This window comes from Calidifontimicrobium sp. SYSU G02091 (assembly GCF_022631395.1).
Taxonomy (GTDB): Bacteria; Pseudomonadota; Gammaproteobacteria; order Burkholderiales; family Burkholderiaceae_C; genus Calidifontimicrobium; species Calidifontimicrobium sediminis.
The window spans coordinates 74,536-93,309 of record NZ_JALBGB010000004.1 but is presented as its reverse complement, the minus strand read 5'-3'; the positions used below and the strand labels follow the sequence as shown (position 1 = coordinate 93,309).

Below are 18,774 nucleotides of genomic sequence, written 5' to 3'. Positions count from 1 at the left end.
GGCCGCAGCGAACCGGCTCGACACCCCCACGGTCGGACACCTCTGCCGGCTGCCGGAGGACGGCTGGCCGTGAGTCTGGATCACTCCCACTCGATCGTCGCCGGCGGCTTCGAGCTGACGTCGTAGACGACGCGGTTGATGCCGCGGACTTCGTTGATGATGCGGCTCGAGACCTTCTTCAGCAGTGCATACGGCAACTCGGCCCAGTCGGCGGTCATGAAGTCGCTGGTGTGCACCGCGCGCAGCGCGACGACGTGGTCGTAGGTGCGGCCGTCGCCCATCACGCCGACCGACTTGACCGGCAGGAACACGGCGAAGGCCTGACTCGTCAGGTCGTACCAGCTCTTGCCGGTGGCCTCGTCGGTCCACGCGCGCAGCTCGTCGATGAAGATCGCGTCGGCGCGGCGCAGCAAGTCGGCGTACTCCTTCTTCACCTCGCCGAGGATGCGCACGCCCAGCCCCGGGCCCGGGAACGGGTGCCGGTAGACCATCTCGGCCGGCAGCCCGAGCGCGACGCCGAGCTCGCGCACCTCGTCCTTGAACAGGTCGCGCAGCGGCTCGAGCAGCTTCAGGCCGAGCGTCTGCGGCAGCCCGCCGACGTTGTGGTGGCTCTTGATCGTCGTGGCCTTTTTCGTCTTCGCGCCGCCGCTCTCGATGACGTCGGGGTAGATCGTGCCCTGCGCGAGCCACTTCGCGTTGGCGAGCTTGGCGGCCTCGCGCTGGAAGACCTCGACGAACTCGGCGCCGATGATCTTGCGCTTGGCCTCGGGGTCGGCCACGCCGGCGAGCTTGCCGAGGAACTGCGCGCTCGCGTCGACGTGCACGACCTTCGCGTGCAGGCGGCCGACGAACATGTCCATCACCATCTGCGCCTCGTTCAGGCGCAGCAGCCCGTGGTCGACGAAGACGCAGGTCAGCTGGTCGCCGATCGCGCGGTGGATCAGCGCGGCGGCCACGCTCGAGTCGACCCCGCCCGACAGGCCGAGGATGACCTCCTCGTCGCCGACCTGTGCGCGGATGGCCTCGACGGCTTCGGCGATGTGGTCGCGCATGATCCAGTCGGGCTTGGCGCCGCAGATCTGCAGCACGAAGCGTTCGAGCAGCGCGCGCCCCTGCACCGTGTGCGTGACCTCGGGGTGGAATTGCACGCCGTAGTAACCGCGCGTCTCGTCGGCCATGCCGGCGATCGGGCAGCTCGGGGTGGACGCCATCAGCTTGAACCCCGGCGGCATCTCGGTGACCTTGTCGCCGTGGCTCATCCACACCTTCAGCATCCCGTGGCCTTCGGGGGTGCGGAAGTCCTCGAGGCCGTCGAGCAGCTTCGTGTGGCCGCGCGCGCGCACCTCGGCGTAGCCGAACTCGCGCTGGTCGCTCCACTCGACGGTGCCGCCGAGCTGCGCGGCCATCGTCTGCATGCCGTAGCAGATGCCGAGCACCGGCACGCCGAGCTCCCACACCGCCTGCGGGGCGCGCAGCTGGTGGTCCTCGTAGGTGCTGCCGTGGCTGCCCGACAGGATGATGCCCTTCGGCGCGAACGCGCGGATGAAGTCGTCGCCGACGTCGTTCGGGTGGATCTCGCAGTACACGTGCGCCTCGCGCACGCGGCGTGCGATCAGCTGCGTGACCTGCGAGCCGAAGTCGAGGATCAGGATCTTGTCGTGCATGGGCGGCGATGGCCTCAAGGCGCCGCCGGGGCGGCGGCATTCGACGCGCGGTCGCGCTGGAAGTGGCGGATCGCCACCACGGTGGCCATGCCCTGCAGCACGGCGCAGAAGAAGAACGGCAGCCCGATCCACACGTCGCCTGGCGGGCGGTGCGACACCGCGCCGAGCAGCGCCGCGGCAATCACCGGTGCGGCCACCCCCATCAGGCTGTTGAGCGACGCGATCGAGCCCATCGTGCGTCCCTGCTCGTGCTCGCCGGCGGCGTTGGACATCAGGCTCTGGATCGCGACCACCGTCGTGAAGCCGAACAGGTTGAGCACGATGATGGCGATCATCATCCAGCCCTCGGTGGCCAGCCCCCACGCGAGGTAGCACAGCGTCGACGACACGAGCCCGAGCGCGGCCAGGCGCCGCGGCGAGAAGCGCTCGAGCAGACGTTTCATCAGCCCGCCCTGGACGATGGCCGCCATCACGCCGACCGCGAACAGCGACCAGCCGTTCTCCTTCGGCCCCCAGCCGAACTTGAACGTCGTGTAGAGCACCCAGCTCATGTGCATCGTGAACTGCGCGAGGCCCGCCAGCGCGATGACCCACACCAGCGGTCCGACGCCGCGCAGCTGCGCGAGCGCCCTGAAACCGGCCACCGGGTTGGCGCGCTTCCAGTCGAACGGCTGGCGCCTGTCGTGCGGCAGCGACTCGGGCAGCACGAACGCGCCGTACAGCGTGTTGGCCAGCGCGAGCGTGCCCGCGACCCAGAACGGCAGGTGCAGGTCGATGCTGCCGAGCACACCGCCGATCACCGGACCGAGCGTGTAGCCGATGCCGAACATCGCGCCCAGCAGCCCGAAGCGGCGCGCGCGCTGTGCCGGCTCGGTGATGTCGGCGACGTAGGCATGCGCGACCGCGATGTTGGTCTGCATCGCGCCGCCGAACAGGCGCGCGAGCACGATGACCCACAGCGCCGACGCGAGCGCGGTGGCGTAGAAGTTCAGCGCCAGCCCCGCGAAGCCCAGCAGCAGCACCGGCCGTCGCCCGAAACGGTCCGACAGGCCGCCGAGCACGGGCCCCGACAGGAAGCTCGCGACGCCGAACGCGAACGCGACCGCGCCGTACCAGAACGCCTGGTCGGCCTGGCTGCCGGTGAAGGTGCCCACCAGCGCCGGCAGCACCGGGATGATCAGGCCGACCGACACCATGTCGATCAGCACCGCGACGAGGATGAACGGCATCGCCGGCGCGCGCGCAGCGCGCGGCACCGGCCCGCTCACCGCGGCCATGGCGCGGGCCACCGGCAGCCGGCGGCGACGGATCTGACGCGGCGGGACGTGGCGTCGCGGGTCGTCACGGCGCGCATCGCCTCACTCGAGGCGGTAGTTCGGCGCTTCCTTCGTGATCTGCACGTCGTGGACGTGGCTCTCGCGGATGCCGGCCGCGGTGATCTCGACGAACTCGGCCTTCTGGTGCATCTGCTCGATGTTCGCGCAGCCGCAGTAGCCCATCGCGGCGCGCAGCCCGCCGGCCATCTGGAAGATGATGTTGACCACCGACCCCTTGTACGGCACGCGGCCCTCGATGCCCTCGGGCACGAGCTTGTCGGCGTTGGGGTTGGCGGCCTCGTCGTTCTCCTGGAAATAGCGGTCGGCGCTGCCGGCCTTCATCGCGCCGATCGAGCCCATGCCGCGGTAGCTCTTGTAGCTGCGGCCCTGGTAGAGGATCACCTCGCCCGGCGCCTCCTCGGTGCCGGCGAACATGCCGCCCATCATCACGCTGCTCGCGCCGGCGGCGATCGCCTTCGCGATGTCGCCCGAGTAGCGGATGCCGCCGTCGGCGATCAGCGGCACGCCGCTGCCGCGCAGCGCGGTCGCGACGTTGTCGATCGCGGTGATCTGCGGCACGCCGACGCCGGCCACGATCCGCGTCGTGCAGATCGACCCCGGCCCGATGCCGACCTTGACGCCGTCGGCGCCGGCCTCGCACAGCGCGAGCGCCGCCGCGCCGGTGGCGATGTTGCCGCCGATCACGTCGACCTGCGGGAAGTTGCGCTTGATCCAGCGCACGCGCTCGATCACGCCGGCGCTGTGACCGTGCGCGGTGTCGACGACGAGCACGTCGACGCCGGCGCGCACGAGCAGCTCGACGCGCTCCTCGGTGCCTTCGCCGACGCCCACCGCCGCGCCGACGCGCAGCTTGCCCTGCGCGTCGCGCGCCGCGTTCGGGAAGTTGGTCTGCTTCGTGATGTCCTTGACGGTCATCAGCCCGCGCAGCTCGAACTGGTCGTTGACGACGAGCACGCGCTCGAGGCGATGCTTGTGCATCAGCGCCTTGCCCTCCTCGAGGCTGGCGCCCTCGCGCACCGTCACCAGGCGTTCGCGCGGCGTCATGATCTCGCGCACCGGCGCGTCCATGCGCGTCTCGAAGCGCAGGTCACGGCCGGTGACGATGCCGACCACCTTGCCGTCCTCGATCACCGGGAAGCCCGAGATGCCGTGCTGCTCGGCCAGCGCCTTGACCTGGCGCACCGTCTTGTCGGGTCCGATCGTGATCGGGTCGCGCAGCACGCCGCTCTCGTAGCGCTTGACCTTGGCCACCTCGGCGGCCTGCACGGTCGGCGGCAGGTTCTTGTGCACGATGCCGATGCCGCCCTCCTGGGCGATCGCGATCGCGAGCCGCGACTCGGTCACGGTGTCCATCGCCGCCGAGACCAGCGGCAGGTTCAGCGAGATGTGCCGCGTCAAACGGGTGGCCAGGCTGGTGTCACGCGGTAACACCTGTGAGAAGGCCGGCACCAGCAGCACGTCGTCGAACGTGAGCGCTTTGCCGAGTAGGCGCATGGGAAGGCTCCTGACGCAAAACCGAATTATAGGAAGGCCCCCGCCGGCTACTTCTGCACACGCCGCCGGCGAGCGCGTGGCTACACTGGGTTCATGCCGATGTCTTCGTTCGCCCCTGTCCGTCTCGGCGTGCCGATCCTGGCGGCGCTGCTGGCCTTCGTCGCCGCCGGCGACGCCCAGGCGCAGTGGAAATGGCGCGACCGCAGCGGCCAGATCCACGTGAGCGACTTGCCACCGCCGCGCGACATCGCCGACAAGGACGTGCTGCAGCGTCCGGCCACCGCCTCGCGGCCGGCGCCGCCCCCTGCCCCGGCGCCCGAAGGCGACGACGCGGCCGCGCCCGCCGCGCCGCCGGCCGAGGCCAAGCCGCGCGTCGACCCCGAACTCGAGGCCCGCCGCAAAGCCGCCGAGCAGGAGCAGCTCGCGCGGCAGAAGCAGGAAGAGGCCAGGCTCGCGCAGCAGCGCGCCGAGAACTGCGACCGCGCCCGCGCGCACCTGAGGCAGCTCGAGAGCGGCATGCGCATGGCGCGCGTCAACGACAAGGGCGAGCGCATCGTCATCGACGACAAGGAGCGAGCCTCCGAGATGCAGCGCGCGCGCCAGGTGATCGCCAGCGACTGCCGCTGACACTGCGGCGCAGGCTGGGCCGACGTCAGCCGCTGCCGCGCCGGCCCGTCTTGCCCTTGTAGCGCAGCCGACGCGCCTCTTTCGGGTCGACCGTCAGCGGGCGGCACACCTCGACACGGTCGCGGTCGCGCAGCGGCTGGTCGGCGCTGGCCAGCCGCCCCCACACGGAAAACGCCAGGTCGGCCGGGGCCGCGTCGCCGAGCACGCCGCTGGCACGCACGGCGTCGGCCACCGTGCTGCCCGGCGCCATCTCGAGCCGGCTGCGGCGCACGGTGCGCGGCGCCGGGCTGTAGACGACCTCGACGCGCAGCGGCTCAGCGCTCACCGTAGACCTGCCCGGCGCGCCGCACGAACGAGTCGACGAACGTGTTGGCGACGCGGTCGAACACCGGGCTCAACACCGCTTCGAGCGGCTTGCTCGAAAAGGCGTAGCGCAGGTCGAACTCGACCTTGCAGGCTTGCGCCTCGCCGCCGGGCCGGCCCAGCGGCACGAACTGCCACGTGCCGTCGAGCAGCGAGAACGGCCCGTCGACGAGCTGCATCACGACCTGCTCGCCCGGCCGGTGCACGTTGCGCGTCGTGAAGGCATGACGCACGCCGGCATACGCCAGGCTCAGCCGCGCCGTCATGCCCGCGTCGTGCGCCTCGAGCACCTCGGCGCGCTCGCACCACGGCAGGAACTGCGGGTACTGCTCGACGCCGGTGACCAGCTCGTACATCTCGTGTGGCGAGTACCACAGCAAGACGGACTTCTTGACGTGCTTCATAGAATGCCCAAATTTTAGGCGGCGCTTGCCTTCTCACCCGGCGCCCCCAGCTGGATGCGATGACTGCCATTGCCGAGAACCGCCGCGCGCGGTTCGACTACCACATCGAAGAGCGGTTCGAGGCCGGCATCGTGCTCGAGGGCTGGGAGGTCAAGGCGATCCGCGCCGGCCAGGTGCAGCTCACCGACGGCTACGTCGTGATCCGCGACGGCGAGCTGTCGCTGATCGGCTGCCGCATCAACGCGCTGCGCACCGCGTCGACGCACGTGCGCCCCGAGGCCGACCGCACGAAGAAGCTGCTGATGCACAAGGCCGAGATCCGCCGGCTGATCGGCAAGGTCGAGCAGCGCGGCTACACGCTCGTGCCGCTGAACCTGCACTACAAGGGCGGGCGCGTGAAGGTCGACATCGCGCTGGCCAAGGGCAAGGCCGAGCACGACAAGCGCGACTCGATCAAGGAGCGCGAGGGCAAGCGCGAAATCGAGCGCGCGCTCAAGCGGCGCACGCGCTGACGCAAAGCTCAACCGATCGCCGCCAGAGCCTGCGCGAGGTCGGCCTTCAAGTCGTCGACGGCCTCGAAGCCGATCGACAAGCGCACCAGCGCGCCCGGCAGCGCCGAGCGGTCGCGGCGCATCGCCGACAGGTCGTACGGCACCGCCAGGCTCACCGGCCCGCCCCACGAGTAGCCGATGCGAAACAGCTTCAGCGCATCGACGAAGGCATCGACGTGCGCAGGCTCGATCGCCGGGTCGAACAGCACCGAGAACAGGCCGGCGGCGCGCGTGCACAGCGCGGCCCAGTGCGCGTGCCCCGGCGAGCCGGGCAGCGCCGGGTGCAGCACGCGCGCGATGCCCGGCTGCCTCTGCAGCCATGTGGCGAGTTCGCGCGCGGCCGCGTCCTGCGCGTCGTAGCGCAGCGCGATCGTCGGCAGCGACCGCAGGATCGCCTCGGCGTCGTTGGCGCCCACGCCGAGCCCCAGCCGCATGTGCGTGAGCAGCACGCGTTCGTGCAGCGCGTCGTCGACGGTCGTCACCGCGCCCATCAGCACGTCGGCGCCGCCCGACGGGTATTTCGTCAGCGCATGCATGCTCAGGTCCACCGCCAGCCCGTCGCCGAGGTCGAACGGGTGGAAGGCCAGCCCGGCGCCCCAGGTGTTGTCGAGCGCGACCGTCAGCCCGTGGCGGCGCGCGACGCGCACGAGCGCGCGCACGTCGGGAAACTCCATCGTCACCGAGCCGGCGGCCTCGATCCACAGCAGCTTGGTGTGGGGGCCGACCATCGCGTCGAGCGCGTCGGCGTCGAGCGGGTCGTACAGCCGGTGCGCGATGCCGAAGCCCTCGAGCAGCGAGCGCGCGAGGTCCTTCGACGGGCCGTAGACGTTGTCGGGCAGCAGCAGCTCGTCGCCGGCGCGCAGCAGCGCGAGGTCGACCAGCGCGATCGCGGCGAGCCCCGACGGCGCGAGCACGCAGTGGCGGCCGCCCTCGAGCGCGGCGATGCGCTCCTCGAGCGTGAACGTCGTCGGCGTGCCGTGCAGGCCGTAGGTGTAGCCGGCCTTGCTGCGCCAGTCGCGCGCGCGCAGCGCGGCGACGTTCGGGAACATCACCGTCGACGCCTTGTGCACCGCCGGCGGCACGGCGTCGAAGCCGGCGGGCGCGCGGTACGGGTGGTGGATCAGGCGTGTGACGTCGTCCATCGGCGTGCTTGCTCACACGGGCTGGCCGACGAGGTCGTGGCCCTCGACGCCGACGATGCGCGCGCGCGCGAATTCGCCGACCTTCAGCACCGTCGACGCCTTGGTCGGCGGCAGCAGCCGCACCGTGCCGTCGATCTCGGGCGCGTCGGCGTAAGTGCGCCCGACGCCGCCGCGGCGGCCGAGCGCCGGCGCGTGGTCGACGAGCACCTGCATCGTCGCGCCGACGCGGCGCTGCAGCCGCGCGACCGAGACCTGCTCGGCCACCGCCATGAAGCGCGCGCGGCGCTCCTCGCGCACCTCTGCCGGCAGCTGGCCCGGCAGCTCGTTGGCCGCGGCACCGGCCACCGGCGAATACGCGAAGCAGCCGGCGCGGTCGATGCCTGCCTCGCGCACGAACTGCAGCAGGTGCTCGAACTCGGCCTCGGTCTCGCCCGGGAATCCGGCGATGAAGGTGCTGCGGATCACGAGCTCGGGGCAGATCTCGCGCCAGCGCGCGATGCGCTCAAGGTTCTTCTCGCCGCTGGCCGGGCGCTTCATGCGCCGCAGCACGTCGGGGTGCGAGTGCTGGAACGGCACGTCGAGGTACGGCAGGATGCGCCCGGCGGCCATCAGCGGCAGCACCTCGTCGACGTGCGGGTATGGATAGACGTAGTGCAGCCGCACCCACGCGCCGTGCGGCTCGGCCAGCTCGCCGAGCTTCTCGCACAGGTCGAGCAGCCGCGTGCGCACCGGCCGTCCGTCCCAGAAGCCGGTGCGGTATTTGACGTCGACGCCGTAGGCGCTGGTGTCCTGGCTGACGACGAGCAGTTCCTTGACGCCGGCGTCGAACAGCCGCTTCGCCTCGCCGAGCACGTCGCCGATCGGGCGCGACACCAGGTCGCCGCGCATGCTCGGGATGATGCAGAACGTGCAGCGGTGGTTGCAGCCCTCGCTGATCTTCAGGTACGCGTAGTGCTTCGGCGTCAGCTTGACGCCGATCTTGTCGAAGTGAGGCGGCACGAGGTCGACGAACGGGTCGTGCGGCTTGGGCACGTACGCGTGCACCGCGTCCATGACCTCCTCGGTCGCGTGCGGGCCGGTGACGGCGAGCACCTTCGGGTGCACCTGCCGCACCAGGTTCTCGCCGCCCTCGCCGGTGCGCGCGCCGAGGCAGCCAGTGACGATCACGCGGCCGTTGTCGGCCAGCGCCTCGCCGATCGCGTCGAGGCTCTCCCTGACCGCGTCGTCGATGAAGCCGCAGGTGTTGACGATCACGAGGTCGGCGCCGGCGTAGGTCTTGCTCGTCGCGTAGCCCTCGGCAGCCAGCCGCGTGAGGATCAGTTCGGAGTCCGTCAGCGCCTTCGGGCAGCCGAGGCTGACGAACCCGATCGTCGGCGCCGTGCGCGCCTCGGGGGGGGATGCACTCATGCGGGGATTGTCCCGCAGCGGCGCGCCTCAGGTCTTCTTGCTCGGGAACCCCGGGAACATCGCCGCCGACTGCTCGAGCATCTGCTTTTGCATCTGCACGAACAGGTTCTTCGACTGCTCGAGGTAATTGCCCATCAGCCCCTGCATCAGCGGTGCCTGGCCGCTGAGGAACTGCGTCCACATCTCGGGCGTGAAGTTCTTCGGGTCGTACAGGCCCTTGGTCTGCTCGGCGAGACGGTTCTGCAGCTCGACGAAGGTCTGCAGGTTCTTCTCGAGGTACGCGCCCATCATCCCCTGCATCGCGTGGCCGTAGAAGCGGATGATCTGCGCCAGCGTCTGCGACGAGAACATCGGCACGCCGGCCGTCTCCTCCTCGAGGATGATCTGCAGCAGGATGCTGCGCGTGAGGTCCTCGCCGGTCTTGGCGTCGCGCACCTCGAAGTCCTCGCCGGCGAGCACCATCTGCTTGACGTCGGCCAGCGTGATGTAGCTGCTGTGGCGCGTGTCGTACAGGCGCCGGTTGGGGTACTTCTTCAGCACGCGCACACCGGTGGACTCGCTGGCGGAAGGCGCGGTGGCTGCGGGCGACGTACGACTCTTGGCCATGACCGCACGATTCTAGGAGCCGCCTCGCGGCCCCCCGCGGCGGGTTTTCCCGCTCGGGACCCGCCCGCAGCCGTTCGCGCGACGACGCCGAAACGAAACGACCCGGCAGCGGCCGGGTCGTCGGGTGTTGGTAGGCGCGATTGGACTCGAACCAACGACCCCCACCATGTCAAGGTGGTGCTCTAACCAGCTGAGCTACGCGCCTGCGAGCCGCGCAGTATAGCCGACAGCGGCGCCGCGTTCGCGCTCAGCGCCGCCGCGCCTGCCTCACACCGCCGACGCGCATCACGTGGCCGAGCACCTGCTGCAGCCGCGACGCGTCGGTGACCTCGACGGTGAACGTCATCCAGGCGGTGCCGCCGCGGCCGTCCTTGACGCTTTGCGTGTGCACGCCGGTGACGTTCATCTTCTCCTTCGCGAACACTTCCGAGATGTCGCGCAGCAGCCCCGGCCGGTCGGCCGCCTCGACGAGCACGTCGACGGGGTACAGCGCCTCCTGCGCGCAACGCGGCGCGCCCCACTCGACGGGGATCACGCGCTGCGGCGAGCGCGCCGCGACGTGGCGGAAGTTCGGGCAGTCGGCGCGGTGCACGGCGACGCCGCGCCCGCGCGTGACGAAGCCGCCGATCGCATCGGGCGGCGCGGGACGGCAGCAGCGCGCCAGCGACGTCAGCAGCGAGTCGACGCCCACGACCAGCACGCCACCGCGCGTGCCGCCCTCGGCGGCGCGCGGGCGCTTGAGCGCGATGCCTTCGTCGGCGGCGGGGGCGGGTTCGGGCGGCCGCAGCAGCTGCTCGATGTGGCGCAGCGAGTACTCGTCCTTGCCGACGACTTCGAACAGCGCCGCGGCGCTGTTGAAGCCGAGCTGTGCGGCGAGGTCGTCGAGCTTGAGCGCGGTGCGCCCTTCGCGCTGCAGCAGCTTCTCGACCGCCTCGCGCCCGCGCGCGATCGTCTGCTGCTGCGCCAGCGCGTTGAACCACGCGCGCACCTTCGACTTCGCGCGCGAGCTCGCGAGGTAGCCGAGTTCGGGGTTGAGCCAGTCGAGCGACGGCCCGCCCTCCTTCGCGGCGACGATCTCGACCGTCTGCCCGTTGGCCAGCGGCGTGTTCAGCGGCACCATCTGCCCGTCGACGCGCGCACCGCGGCAGCGGTGGCCGAGCTCGGTGTGCAGGCTGTACGCGAAGTCCACCGGCGTCGCGCCGGCCGGCAGCTCGACCACCGCGGCCTGCGGCGTGAAGACGTAGATGCGGTCGTCGAACACGCCGCCGTCGGCGTCGCCGGCGGCCTGTGCGTAGTCGCGCTCCCAGGCCAGCAGCTGGCGCAGCACGGCCTTGCGCGCCTCGGCCACCCGCTCCTCGAACGCGCCGGCCGCGCTGACGCCGGCGTAGCCGCGCGCGCCCGCCTCCTTGTAGGCCCAGTGCGCGGCGACGCCGTACTCGGCGTGCTCGTGCATCGCGTGCGTGCGGATCTGCACTTCCACCGGCCGCCGGTCGTCGTCGAGCACGACGGTGTGCAGCGACTGGTAGCCGTTGGGCTTGGGCTTGGCGATGTAGTCGTCGAACTCGCCCTCGACCGGCGTGTAGCGCTGGTGCACCAGCGCCAGCACCGCGTAGCAGGTGTCGACGTCGGCCACCAGCACGCGCAGCGCACGCAGGTCGAGCACCTGCGCGAAGTCCAGCCGCTTGCCCTGCATCTTCTTCCAGATGCTGTAGATGTGCTTCGGCCGGGCCTGCACGCTCGCGGCGATGCCCGCGCGCGCGAGCTCGGCGGCCAGCTGCGCGCGGAAGGCCTCGAGCCGGCGCTCGCGCTCGCTGCGCTTCTCGTCGAGCAGCGCGGCGATGCGCCGGTACTCGTCGGGCTGCAGGAAGCGGAACGCCAGGTCCTCGAGCTCCCACTTGATCTGCCAGATGCCGAGCCGGTTGGCCAGCGGCGCGAACACCTGCTGCGTCTCGAGCGCGAGCGCGTGCGGGCACGCCGTCTTGCTCAGCGCGTGCCAGCGCAGCGTCTGCAGCCGCGACGCCAGACGCAGCAGCACGACGCGCAGGTCGCGCGAGAACGCGAGCAGCATCTTGCGCACGCGCTCGGTTTGCTGCGCCCGCTGCTCGGCGCCGACCTGCGCCTCGCGCGCCGCGCGCTGGATCTGCACCAGCCGCCGCGTGGCGATCACGAGCGCGGCGTACGACGCGCCGAACGACTTGGCGATCACCTCGTCGGGCCGGTGCAGATAGTCGGCGGCGTAGACGAGGTAGGCCGCCGCCTGCATCGACGGCGCGGCGCCGATCGCGCGCAGGATCGCCGCGACGCCCTCGGCGTGCGCCCACGCGTTCTCGCCGGTGTCGAGCGCCTGCGGCGCCAGCAGCGGCTCGGCGAACGCACGCGCTCGCTGCAGCGCCCCGGCGCCCTCGGCGTCGTCGGGCGGCGCCGCGACCTGCTCGACGTCGGCGATGCGCACGATCGGCGCGACGTCGGCCGCCGACGCCAGCGTCTTCATCGCGAACGCAGGAAGTCGCGCACGACGGCCACTTGGTCCGGCGGCACCAGCGTCGGCGCGTGGCCGACGCCGGCGAACTCGACGAGCGCCGCCTTCGGGCCGCGCTGCGTCATCGCCTGCGCCGTCGCGCGCGACAGCAGGTCCGACTCGGCGCCGCGCAGCAGCAGCGTGCGCGCGGTGATGCGGTCGTAGGCGGCCCACAGCGCCGCCTCCCCGGCGGCGGCCATCTCGGGGGTGGCCGCGCGCAGCGGCACCGCGATTGCCGGGTCGTAGTGCAGCACGAAGCCGCCGTGGCCGTCGTCCTTGAGCTGCGGCGCGGTCAGCGCGAGCCACTGCTCGCGCGTGTGCGGCCCGAAGCCGATGGCGATCTGCCGCAGCCGCTCGGCCGCCTCGTCGAGGCTCGCGAAGCGCATCGGCACGCCGACGTAGCTGCCGATGCGCGCGACGGCCGCCGGCTCGATGCGCGGGCCGACGTCGTTGAGCACCAGCCGGCGGATCGGGTTGCCCCCGCCGCCGGTCAGCGACGCCAGCGACAGCCCGATCAGCCCGCCCATCGACGTGCCGACCCAGTCGACGGTGGCCGCATCCAGCCGCGCGAGCAGCGTGACCATGTCGGCGACGTAGGTCGGCACGCCGTAGCCCATCGGGTCGGCGAGCCAGTCGGAGCGACCGCGTCCGACGACGTCGGGGCAGACGACGCGGAAGTCGTCGCACAGCGCACGCGCGAGCACGTCGAAGTCGCGCCCCTGGCGCGTGAGCCCGTGCACGCAGACGACGACGTGCGGGTTCGCGGCGTCGCCCCACTGCCAGTACGCCATGCGGTGCAGCCCGCGGGCATCGAGGCATTGAACATGGTGCAGGGTCGGCTCGTTCATCGCGGCAGGGGTCGGCATCGATAATCGATGGTAGCAACCGTCAGGAGGACATCGTCATGCTGCAAGGGAAAACGGCGCTGGTCACGGGCTCGACGAGCGGCATCGGGCTGGGCATCGCGCTGGCGCTGGCGCGCCAGGGCGCGAACCTCGTGCTCAACGGCTTCGGCGACGTCGACGCCGCGCGCGCCGCGGTGCAGGCTGCAGCGCGTCCCGGTGCGCGCGTCGGCTACCACGGCGCCGACATGAGCCGCCCCGCCGAGATCGAAGCGATGATGGCGATGGCCGCGGCCGAGTTCGGCGGTGTCGACGTGCTCGTCAACAACGCCGGCATCCAGCACGTCGCGCCGGTCGAGGACTTCCCGCCCGAGAAGTGGGACGCGATCATCGCGATCAACCTCAGTTCGGCGTTCCACACCACGCGCCTGGCGCTGCCGGGCATGAAGGCGCGCGACTGGGGACGCGTGATCAACGTCGCGTCGGTGCACGGGCTGGTCGCGTCGGCGCAGAAGTCGGCCTATGTCGCGTCGAAGCACGGCATCGTCGGCTTCACGAAGGCCGTCGCGCTCGAGACTGCGACCACCGGCATCACCGTCAACGCGATCTGCCCGGGCTGGGTGCTGACGCCACTGGTGCAAAAGCAGATCGACGACCGCGCCGCGCGCGAGGGCATCCCGCTGGCACAGGCGCAGCGCGACCTGCTCGGCGAGAAGCAGCCGTCACTGCAGTTCACGACGCCCGAGCAGCTCGGCGAGCTCGCGGTGTTCCTGTGCTCGCCCGCGGCCGCGAACATCCGCGGTGCAGCGTTCAACGTCGACGGCGGCTGGCTCGCGCAGTGACCGCTGCGCGGTACGGCGTCACTTCATCTGCACCGAGCCGCTGACCGTCGCGGTGACGGTGCCCTTGCCCGGCTCGACGGGCAGCGGCGCGTCGGCCGACGCGGCCATCGCCTCGGCGCGCATCATCGGCAGCGGCCGCTCGCCGTCGCTGCCGGTGCTCACCGTGACTTCGCGCAGCGTGTAGCCCTGATAGCCGAACAGGCGCGCGACGTCGCCGGCCTGCGCGCGGAAGCGCTCGATCGCCTGCGCGACGACCTCGCCCTCGACGCGCCGCTGCGCGTCGCGCGACAGCCGCTGCGCCACGCCGGCCACCGACATCGTCGTGATGCGCCCGGCCAGGCGGCCGATGCCGTCGACGTCGCGCCCCTGCACGACCATCTCGGCGCGGCCCTGCCAGCCGGCGATGCCGCCCTTGGGCGCGTAGCGCGGGTGGAGCGTGAAGTTGCCGGTCGACACGTCGATCTGCCCCGGCTGCGCCGCCTTGCGCGCCTCGGCGAGCGCGGCGTCGAGCGCGCGCTTGAGCTCGGCCTGCACCGCGGCCGGCTCGGCGCCGTCGCGCGTGGCGGCGAAGGTCAGCACGAGCACGTCGCGCGGCACCTCGACGCTGGCGCTGGCCGTCAGGTTCAGCACGCCCTGCAGTGGCGGCGCAGACGGCGGCGTCTGCGCAGCCGCGCCGGTGGCGACGAGGGCGGCCAGCAGGCCGGGCAGCAGGACACGCGTCGAAGCAGGCATGGAACGGACCCTCGTCGGAATCGGTGGGCGGGTGCGCCAGGCCCGCGGAACCCGGCCCGAGCCGCCGAGGGCGCCACGACGCCGCCACCGCAGCGCGTTGCGCACCATAGCGCGGCGTGATGGATTTGCGTTGACCGCCCCGGGATCCGCGAACGGCCCGAAATAGATGTAACAGGCCGTCAGTTGCCCGCGATGCCGGCTGTCGCTCCCCCGCACAATGCGACTGTTACAAATTCGGAGCTGCCCATGAACATGGCCGCCACCCACCGCCCCGACCGCATCGTCGTCGTCGACGACGACGCGCGCATCCGCGACCTGCTGCGGCGCTACCTGACGCAGGAGGGCTTCGAGGTGCTGCTCGCCGAGGACGCGAAGGCGCTGAACAAGCTGCTCACGCGCGAGACCTTCGACCTCATCGTGCTCGACCTGATGCTGCCCGGCGAAGACGGGCTGAGCATCTGCCGGCGGCTGCGCGCGGCGAGTGACCGCACCCCGATCATCATGCTGACCGCGAAGGTCGAGGACGTCGACCGCATCGTCGGCCTCGAGGTCGGCGCCGACGACTACCTGCCCAAGCCGTTCAACCCGCGCGAGCTGCTCGCGCGCATCAACGCGGTGCTGCGCCGCCGCCCGCCGAGCGAGGCGCCCGGTGCGCCGTCGAAGGAGCCGCAGGTCGTCACGTTCGGGCCCTTCGAGTTCGACCTGTCGCTGCGCAAGCTGACCAAGGACGGCGAGACGATCCCGCTGACCACCGGCGAGTTCTCGATGCTCAAGGCGCTCGTGCGCCACCCGCGCCAGCCGCTGTCGCGCGACAAGCTCGCGCAGCTCGCGCGCGGGCGCGAGTTCGAGCCGTTCGACCGCAGCCTCGACGTGCAGGTCAGCCGGCTGCGCAAGCTGATCGAGCCCGACCCGGCGCAGCCGCGCTACATCCAGACGGTGTGGGGCGTGGGCTACGTCTTCGTCCCCGACGGCGCTGCGTGAGCCGGCCTGCCGCCGAGCGCGGAGAGAACCCGAAGGCACGCGACCGGCGATCGTCGGCGGCGTGGCGCCCGACGCGCCCCGACTTCCCGAGCCGCGTCGCGCAGGCGGTCGCGCGACGCAGCCCGTTCGCGCTGAGCCTGTTCTCGCGCACCTTCCTGCTGCTGGCGCTGCTGCTGGGCGGCGGCATCTTCGCGTGGGTGCTGACGCTGCGCCAGCTCGAGCTCGAGCCGCGCGCGGTGCAGGCCGCGCGCGAGATCGCCGCGCTGGTCAACCTCTCGCGCGCGGCGCTGCGCTACAGCGACCCGATCGACCGCGTCGCCGTCGTCAAGACGATGAGCGAGGAGGAAGCGATCCGCGTGATGCCGCGCGAGCCCGGCGACACCTGGGAGCCCTACGCCACCGACCGTTTCACCCGCCGCGTCGCCAACGAGCTGCGCGCGCGGCTCGAGCAGTACTCGATCCTCGCGCGCAGCGTCAACGGCCAGCCCGGCCTGTGGGTCGGCTTCACGATCGAGAACGACGCGTACTGGCTGCACGCCGACGCCGCGCGCATCCAGCCGCTGACGCCGGCGACCTACTTCGTGTGGGTGGGCATCGCGCTGGCAGCGACGCTGCTCGCATCGGCCGCGGTGGCGCGCTGGATCAACCGGCCGCTGCAGGACCTGTCGTTCGCCGCCAGCCGCATCCGCGACGGCGAGTACGACTCGCGTCTCGACGAGGACACGATGACGCACGAGATCCGCCAGGTCAACATGGGCTTCAACCGCATGGCGCGCGAGCTCGCGCGCATCGAGGAAGACCGCGCCGTGATGCTCGCCGGCATCAGCCATGACCTGCGCACGCCGCTCGCGCGGCTGCGGCTGGAGACCGAGATGAGCGTCGCCGACGAGGAGGCGCGGCGCAACATGGCCGCCGACATCGACCAGCTCGACGCGATCATCGACAAGTTCATGGACTACGCGCGCCCCGGCGAGACGCAGCTCAAGCCGGTGCCGCTGTCGGCGCTGGTGGACCGCGAGATCGCCGCGCTGCGCGAGACCTCCGAGGTCAAAGTCACGTCGAAGCTGGCGATCGACCTGATGGTGCTCGCCGACGAGACCGAGCTCGGCCGCGTGTTCGGCAACCTGTTCGAGAACGCGCGCCGCTACGCGCGCGGCCCCGACGGGTTCGCGCGCGTCGAGGTCACGTACCACCGCGAGGGCCCGTGGGTCGTCGTCAGCGTGCGCGACCACGGCCCGGGGGTGCCGCGCGACAAGCTGCCGCAGCTGACGACGCCGTTCTTCCGCGGCGACGCCGCACGCACCGAGGCCACCGGCGCCGGCCTCGGCCTGGCCATCGTCGACAAGGCGATGCAGCGCATGGGCGGCAGCCTCGAGGTCGACAACGCCGAAGGCGGCGGCTTCGTCGCGCGTCTCAGGCTGCGGCGGGTGACGTAGCGCCGGCGCGCAGCGGCGCCGTCAGCGCGCGCAGCGCCGCCTCGTCGAGCGTCTCGCGCGCGAGCAGCTCGCGCGCGCAGCGCTCGAGCACGTCGCGGTGCTCGCGCAGGATCGCGGTCGCGCGCTCGAAGGCGCCCATCACGATCGCGCGCACCGCCTCGTCGATGCGCTGCTGCGTCGCCGGGCTCGGCGGGCAGCCGCCCTGCGACATCGCCGGCACGTCGAGGAAGCGCGGCGGCTGCGCCTCGTACGCGACGTAGCCCAGCTCCTCGACCATGCCATAGCGCGTGACCATGTCACGCGCGATGTCGGTGACCTTGGCCAGGTCGTCGGCGGCGCCGGTCGACAGGTGGCCGAAGACGAGCTTCTCCGCCGCGCGGCCGCCGAGCAGCACCATGATCTTGCGCTCGAGTTCCTCGCGCGTCATCAGGAAGCGGTCCTCGGTCGGACGCTGGATCGTGTAGCCGAGCGCGCCGATCCCGCGCGGGATGATCGACACCTTGTGCACCGGGTCGGTGCCGGGCAGCGCCATCGCGACGAGTGCGTGGCCCATCTCGTGGTAGGCCACGACTTCGCGCTCGCGCGCGTTGAGGACGCGGTTCTTCTTCTCGAGGCCGGCGACGATGCGCTCGATCGCCGCCGTGAAGTCGGCGAGCGTCACCTCGCCGGCGCCGCGGCGCGTGGCCGCGAGGGCGGCCTCGTTGCACAGGTTCGCGAGGTCGGCGCCGGAAAAGCCCGTGGTCAGCGCCGCCACCTGCTCGAGATCGACGTCGGGCGCGAGCCGGATCTTCCTGCTGTGCACCTTCAGGATCGCGACGCGTCCGCTCTTGTCGGGCCGGTCGACGAGCACCTGGCGGTCGAAGCGCCCGGCGCGCAGCAGCGCCGGGTCGAGGATCTCGGGCCGGTTCGTCGCCGCCAGCAGCACGAGCCCGCTCGAGCTGTCAAACCCGTCGAGCTCGACGAGCAGCTGGTTGAGCGTCTGCTCGCGCTCGTCGTGGCCGCCGATCGGGCCGGCCGCACCGCGCGCGCGGCCGAGGGCGTCGAGCTCGTCGATGAAGATGATCGCCGGCGCCTTCGCACGCGCCTGCTCGAACAGGTCGCGCACGCGCGCGGCGCCGACGCCGACGAACATCTCGACGAACTCGCTGCCCGAGATGCTGAAGAACGGCACGCCCGCCTCGCCGGCCACGGCCTTGGCGATCAGCGTCTTGCCGGTGCCCGGCGGCCCCACGAGCAGCACGCCCTTGGGCATGCGCGCGCCCAGCCGGCCATAGCCCTGCGGGTCCTTCAGGAACGCGACGATCTCCTGCAGCTCGGCCTTCGCCTCGTCGACACCGGCGACGTCGGCAAACGTAACGCCGGTGTCCTTCTCGACGTAGACCTTGGCGCGGCTCTTGCCGATGCTCATGAAGCCGCCCATGCCCATGCCCTGCTTCTCGATCACGCGCCGGATCACGAAGAACCACAGGCCGAAGAACACCAGCGCCGGCACGACCCAGCTCAGCAGGTCGCGCAGCAGCGTGCTCTGCACGACGCGCGTGTACGGCACGTCGAACTGCGACAGCCGCGCCGCGAGGTCCGGCTCGACGCGGTTGGCGACGATCGTCGTCTTGCCACCGGGGTCGGGCGACTTCAGCCGGCCGGTGATCGTCGTCTCGCCGACGATCACTTCGGCCACGCGCCCTTCGGCGAGCGCCTTCTCGAACTGGCTGTACGGCACCGCCTCGACGGTGCTGGCACTCTGCCAGAGGTTTTGCAGGCTCAGCAGCGCGAGCAGCGCGAGCAGCCAGTAGCCGACGTTCCACTGCGTCTTCGGGTCGGGCTTCAT

At 71.6% G+C, this 18,774-nt stretch carries 17 protein-coding genes and 1 tRNA gene; 5 read left to right on the top strand and 13 right to left on the bottom strand.

Going from position 1 to position 18,774, the window contains the following annotated elements:
- Nucleotides 1-80 precede the first annotated feature (80 nt).
- The 3 genes from guaA to guaB form a co-directional block, all read right to left on the bottom strand.
- A complete protein-coding gene (gene guaA / locus MOJ79_RS04265; protein WP_241923007.1) occupies nt 81-1,664 on the bottom strand; it encodes a glutamine-hydrolyzing GMP synthase in 1,584 nt (527 codons plus the stop codon).
- 14 nt (nt 1,665-1,678) lie between these two features.
- Nucleotides 1,679-2,941, bottom strand: a complete 1,263-nt coding sequence (locus MOJ79_RS04260; protein ID WP_241923006.1) for an MFS transporter — start codon at nt 2,939-2,941, stop codon at nt 1,679-1,681.
- A gap of 81 nt (nt 2,942-3,022) precedes the next feature.
- Complete coding sequence (guaB, locus tag MOJ79_RS04255) at nt 3,023-4,495, bottom strand: IMP dehydrogenase (protein ID WP_241923005.1); 1,473 nt, start codon at nt 4,493-4,495, stop codon at nt 3,023-3,025.
- 93 nt (nt 4,496-4,588) lie between these two features.
- Here guaB and MOJ79_RS04250 point away from each other — a divergent pair, with 93 nt between their 5' ends.
- Nucleotides 4,589-5,122, top strand: coding sequence for a DUF4124 domain-containing protein (locus tag MOJ79_RS04250; protein WP_241923004.1), 534 nt, complete (start codon nt 4,589-4,591; stop codon nt 5,120-5,122).
- Between the two features lie 25 nt (nt 5,123-5,147).
- Here the strand turns inward: MOJ79_RS04250 and MOJ79_RS04245 are convergent, their stop codons facing one another.
- Both MOJ79_RS04245 and MOJ79_RS04240 read right to left on the bottom strand, forming a co-directional pair.
- Nucleotides 5,148-5,447, bottom strand: a complete 300-nt coding sequence (locus tag MOJ79_RS04245) for an RnfH family protein (RefSeq protein ID WP_241923003.1) — start codon at nt 5,445-5,447, stop codon at nt 5,148-5,150.
- Nucleotides 5,437-5,889, bottom strand: a complete 453-nt coding sequence (locus MOJ79_RS04240) for a type II toxin-antitoxin system RatA family toxin (RefSeq protein WP_241923002.1) — start codon at nt 5,887-5,889, stop codon at nt 5,437-5,439. Before MOJ79_RS04240 ends, MOJ79_RS04245 begins: the two co-directional genes overlap by 11 nt.
- 59 nt (nt 5,890-5,948) lie before the next feature.
- Between MOJ79_RS04240 and smpB the strand changes: the two genes are divergently transcribed.
- Nucleotides 5,949-6,401, top strand: coding sequence for an SsrA-binding protein SmpB (gene smpB, locus MOJ79_RS04235; RefSeq protein WP_119287659.1), 453 nt, complete (start codon nt 5,949-5,951; stop codon nt 6,399-6,401).
- Nucleotides 6,402-6,409: 8 nt separating this feature from the next.
- On the opposite strand, the gene MOJ79_RS04230 is transcribed toward smpB, so the two are convergent.
- The 6 genes from MOJ79_RS04230 to MOJ79_RS04205 form a co-directional block, all read right to left on the bottom strand.
- Nucleotides 6,410-7,582, bottom strand: a complete 1,173-nt coding sequence (locus MOJ79_RS04230; protein ID WP_241923001.1) for a PLP-dependent transferase — start codon at nt 7,580-7,582, stop codon at nt 6,410-6,412.
- Nucleotides 7,583-7,594: 12 nt separating this feature from the next.
- Nucleotides 7,595-8,989, bottom strand: coding sequence for a 30S ribosomal protein S12 methylthiotransferase RimO (gene rimO, locus MOJ79_RS04225; RefSeq protein ID WP_241923000.1), 1,395 nt, complete (start codon nt 8,987-8,989; stop codon nt 7,595-7,597).
- Nucleotides 8,990-9,016: 27 nt separating this feature from the next.
- Nucleotides 9,017-9,595: a polyhydroxyalkanoate synthesis repressor PhaR gene (phaR, locus tag MOJ79_RS04220; RefSeq protein ID WP_241922999.1), complete on the bottom strand. Its 579-nt coding sequence runs from the start codon at nt 9,593-9,595 to the stop codon at nt 9,017-9,019.
- Between the two features lie 128 nt (nt 9,596-9,723).
- Nucleotides 9,724-9,800, bottom strand: a tRNA-Val gene (locus MOJ79_RS04215).
- A 42-nt stretch (nt 9,801-9,842) separates the two neighbouring features.
- Nucleotides 9,843-12,086: a RelA/SpoT family protein gene (locus MOJ79_RS04210; RefSeq protein WP_241922998.1), complete on the bottom strand. Its 2,244-nt coding sequence runs from the start codon at nt 12,084-12,086 to the stop codon at nt 9,843-9,845.
- Nucleotides 12,083-12,961: an alpha/beta fold hydrolase gene (locus MOJ79_RS04205; protein ID WP_241922997.1), complete on the bottom strand. Its 879-nt coding sequence runs from the start codon at nt 12,959-12,961 to the stop codon at nt 12,083-12,085. Before MOJ79_RS04205 ends, MOJ79_RS04210 begins: the two co-directional genes overlap by 4 nt.
- A gap of 56 nt (nt 12,962-13,017) precedes the next feature.
- On the opposite strand from MOJ79_RS04205, the gene MOJ79_RS04200 reads away from it, so the two are divergent.
- The gene (locus MOJ79_RS04200; protein WP_241922996.1) at nt 13,018-13,797 is read left to right on the top strand and encodes a 3-hydroxybutyrate dehydrogenase; all 780 of its coding nucleotides are present in this window, start codon (nt 13,018-13,020) and stop codon (nt 13,795-13,797) included.
- An 18-nt stretch (nt 13,798-13,815) separates the two neighbouring features.
- Here MOJ79_RS04200 and MOJ79_RS04195 read toward each other — a convergent pair whose 3' ends face one another.
- Complete coding sequence (locus MOJ79_RS04195; RefSeq protein WP_241922995.1) at nt 13,816-14,529, bottom strand: SIMPL domain-containing protein; 714 nt, start codon at nt 14,527-14,529, stop codon at nt 13,816-13,818.
- Between the two features lie 252 nt (nt 14,530-14,781).
- Here MOJ79_RS04195 and ompR point away from each other — a divergent pair, with 252 nt between their 5' ends.
- A complete protein-coding gene (gene ompR / locus MOJ79_RS04190; protein ID WP_241923079.1) occupies nt 14,782-15,510 on the top strand; it encodes an osmolarity response regulator transcription factor OmpR in 729 nt (242 codons plus the stop codon).
- Nucleotides 15,507-16,946, top strand: a complete 1,440-nt coding sequence (locus tag MOJ79_RS04185) for a sensor histidine kinase (protein WP_241922994.1) — start codon at nt 15,507-15,509, stop codon at nt 16,944-16,946. The genes ompR and MOJ79_RS04185 overlap by 4 nt, the downstream gene beginning before the upstream one ends.
- On the opposite strand, the gene ftsH is transcribed toward MOJ79_RS04185, so the two are convergent.
- Entirely contained in the window at nt 16,924-18,774 is a 1,851-nt protein-coding gene (ftsH, locus tag MOJ79_RS04180) for an ATP-dependent zinc metalloprotease FtsH (protein WP_241922993.1), read from the bottom strand. The genes MOJ79_RS04185 and ftsH overlap by 23 nt on opposite strands.